Raw genomic sequence first — 3,562 nt, forward strand, 5'->3', positions numbered from 1 at the left:
CCGGTGTCGGTCGGCTCGTCATCACCACCGGCGACGAGTCCGCCGGCCACCTCGCCCACGTCCGAGACCGTGTCGCCGACCTCTGACACCGCCTCGCCGGCGCTCTCGCCGACGTCGGACACGGCCCGGCCGGCGCTCTCGCCGACGTCGGACACCGCCTCGCCGGCGCTCTCGCCGACGTCGGACACCGCCTCGCCGGCGCTCTCACCGACGTCGGACACCGCCTCTCCCGCGCCCTCGCCGACGTCGGACACCGCCTCTCCGGCGCCCTCGCCGACGTCGGACACCGCCTGACCGGCGCCGCGTCCCAACTCGCCGGCTGCCGTCGCCGCGCCCGAGCCCACTTCCGAGACCGCGTCGCTCGCGCCGCCCCCGAGTTGCTCGACGGCCTGTCCCGCCCCCGCACCCACCTCCTGCGTCGCCTGCCCGAGTCCACGCGTCACGTGCTCGAGGATCTGGGGGTTGCGGTCGATGGTGTCCAGGACCCGACCGACGATCCCCGCGACCTCGTCGAGCCGGACCTTGAGCGTGACCTGGGCGTTGACGCCCCGGATGCCGAGCTTGACGCGGCCGAGCGAGGCGTCCACGCCCACGTTGAGCTTGACGAGGTCGAGGACCTCGGCCTGCAGGGACACGTGCGCCCGCAGGTCCTCCACCTCCAGGTCGATCTCGTCGACCTGGAGGAGCGGCACGTCCAGGTAGACGTCCGGCGTGCCGTCACCGCCCTCCCCGCGATCCTCGGTGCGGGCACTGCCGGGCCGGCGACGGTCGTCGTCCCGCTCGTCCGGGTCCGTCGGCTCCCCGTCGGCGGGGGTCGGACCGTCGGTCTGCTCGTGCTGCGCCGCGTCCTGGGACATCGCTCACCTCGATCGTCGTCGGTGGAGCGCGGCTGCCCCTGCGCGGCCGGGCCGCACGCGTCGTCGCGCGGAGTTGGTTCCACCGTCGGCGGTGGCTCAGCCGGTCGACGTCCGCGGCGCGCCCGTCCGCCGGTCAGACGTCGCCCTCCGGACCTGCCGGAGACAGGCGACGTCGGGAGACTCCCGGGAGTGCACCCCCCGGGAAGGCGATCAGGCCCCGCGGAAGTCGGCCACGGAGTCGTCGAAGGCGGCGTACGCGTCGTAGTCGAGGACCTCGTAGAGCTGCTCGCGGGTCTGCATCCGATCGACCAGCCCCGCCTGTGTGCCTTCAGCGGCGAGGGCGCGCAGGCCGTCGGCGACCGCACCCATCGCGAGCCGGAACAGCGTGACCGGGTAGATGACGACGTCGACGCCGAGGTCGGCCAGCTGCGTCGCCGACACCAGCTCGCTGCGGCCGAACTCGGTCATGTTCACCAACAGCGGGACGTCGATGCCGGCGCGGAACCGCGCGATGTCGGCGGGACCGGACACCGCCTCGGCGAAGACCATGTCGGCGCCCGCGTCGACGTAGGCCCTCGCTCGATCGATCGCGGCGTCGAGTCCCTCGACGGCGGCGGCGTCCGTACGCGCGCAGACGACGAAGTCGGGGTCACGACGAGCGCCCACGGCGGCCCGGAGGGTGCGCACCATGTCCTCGACGGGGCGGACGACCTTGCCGGCGAGGTGCCCGCAGCGCTTCGGGTTCTCCTGGTCCTCGAGGTGACAGCCGGCCGCGCCGGCGTCCTCCAGCACCTGCACCGTGCGGGCGGCCGAGAGCGGCTCCCCGAAGCCGGTGTCGGCGTCGACGAGGACCGGCAGGTCGGTCACCCGCGTGATCTGCGTCGTGCGGGCAGCCACCTCGGAGAGCGTGGTGAGCCCGACGTCGGGCAGCGCCAGGTCGGCCGAGACCACCGCCCCGGAGACGTACACGCCCTCGAACCCGGCCTCGGCGATCATGCGGGCGGCCAGGGGGTTCGGGGCGCCGGGCAGGCGCAGCAGCCCGTCGGCGGCCAGCCCGTCGCGGAACGCCCGCCGGCGTACGGCCGGCGTCGTGGTCGTGTGCAACACGGTCCCATCGTGCCCCGGCCCCGCGATGGTGGGATGTCGTCATGCGCACCGTGCACGTCGTCGGCATCGGCGCCGGCTCCCCGGGCCACCTCACCCTCGACGCCGTGGAGGTCCTCGGCGCCGTCGACGTCGTGCTCCTGCTGGCCAAGCGCGGCGCCGCGGACGAGCTCACCGACGCGCGTGCCGCGCTGGCGGAGCGGTTCGCGCCGCAGGCGAGGATCGTCCGGCGCCAGGACGCCCACCGGGAGCGGGGGACCACCGAGGAGGGCCGCTACCTCGCGACGACCGCGAGTTGGCGCGAGGAGCGCCTCGCGCTCTACGAGGAGCTGATCGCCACCGAGGTCCCCGACGACGGGTCGGTCGCCCTGCTGGCGTGGGGGGACCCGGGGATCTACGACGGGACCGTGGACACCGTCGAGCGGATCGCCGAGCGCGGCCACGTCGAGATCGCCTGGACCGTCATCCCCGGCATCTCGGCGCCGGCTGCCCTCACCGCGGCGCACCGCGTGACGATGACGCGGACCGGCCGCCCGGTGGCCGTCACCCCCGCGCGCCAGGTGATCGCGGGAACCCCGACCGAGCGCGCCGACCTCGTCGTCATGCTCGACGGAGCCGACGCCCACGGGGTCGACGCCGCACCCGACGACGCGACCGTCTACTGGGGCGCCTATCTCGGCACGCCGGACGAGGCCCTGGTCAGCGGCCGGGTGGGTGACGTCCGGGAGGAGATCCTGCGCCGACGTGCCGAGCTGCGGGAACGCAAGGGCTGGATCATGGACACGTACCTGCTGCGCTACTGACGTTGATCTCTTGGCTTATCGAATTGCTCCGTTCGTCGGCTATCGTTGTTCGAACACATGTTCGATACTGGGTGCATGGCCGCGCCCGTCGACGAGTCCCCGCGCTGGGACGCCTATCTGCCCCCGCCGTGGGAGGAACCGGCGGGCTGGGTGGACGACGACCTCGCCCCGCTGCCCGGGGACGACCCGGACTGGCACGACCTCCAGGACCTCGACGACGACGCTGCGGTGGGTGGGTCGGGGTTGTGGGCGGTGCCCGGACTCCCTGCCGACGGCGCCTGCGACGGTGACGGGTTGTCGGCGGCGGCGGCTGCGGCGTTGGCTGAGACCGCGGCGGCGTGGGAGGCGCTGCGATCCGCGCAGGCCCGCTGCTATGCGGCGTTGACCGCGTTGCAGGACTGCGACGCGGTCGGCGCCTCCGGCTACCGCAGTACGTCACGGTTGTTGGCTGACCACGTGCGCATCGACCCCACCGAAGGCCTGCGCCTGGCCCGCCACGCCCGCGCTCTGGCCGGCTCGGTCTCACCCACCGGCGCATCCGTGCCCGCGGCGTTGCCGGTGACCGCAGTCAAGGTGGCCGCGGGGGTGATCGGCCCTGGACATGTGGAGGTCATCCGCACCACCCTGCGCCGCCTCGCCGCGGTCGAGGGTCTGGGGCCCGAGGTGCTCGCCACGACCGAGGCCGAGTTGGCGCAGCTGGCCACCGCCCACCACCCCGCGGCGCTGGCCGAGGCCGCCGCGGCGATCCTGGCGTTGCTCGACCCCGACGGCGCCGCCCCCGACGACGCGCCACCGCCG

General features: G+C 74.4%; 4 protein-coding genes. 2 read left to right on the top strand and 2 right to left on the bottom strand.

Annotated elements, in window-relative coordinates:
* The coding region (locus AC0CYZ_RS28525; RefSeq protein WP_472221485.1) for a hypothetical protein at window positions 1–857 on the bottom strand (857 nt) is incomplete at its 3' end.
* A gap of 210 nt (window positions 858–1,067) precedes the next feature.
* Window positions 1,068–1,964, bottom strand: a complete 897-nt coding sequence (gene prpB, locus AC0CYZ_RS28530; RefSeq protein WP_472221486.1) for a methylisocitrate lyase — start codon at window positions 1,962–1,964, stop codon at window positions 1,068–1,070.
* Window positions 1,965–2,005: 41 nt separating this feature from the next.
* Here prpB and cobF point away from each other — a divergent pair, with 41 nt between their 5' ends.
* Window positions 2,006–2,764 (top strand): precorrin-6A synthase (deacetylating), encoded by a 759-nt coding sequence (cobF, locus tag AC0CYZ_RS28535; RefSeq protein WP_472221487.1) that lies wholly within the window; start codon window positions 2,006–2,008, stop codon window positions 2,762–2,764.
* Between the two features lie 75 nt (window positions 2,765–2,839).
* On the top strand, window positions 2,840–3,562 hold a 723-nt coding region (locus tag AC0CYZ_RS28540), incomplete at its 3' end, for a DUF222 domain-containing protein (RefSeq protein WP_472221488.1).

Source organism: Actinomycetospora sp. (assembly GCF_055612215.1).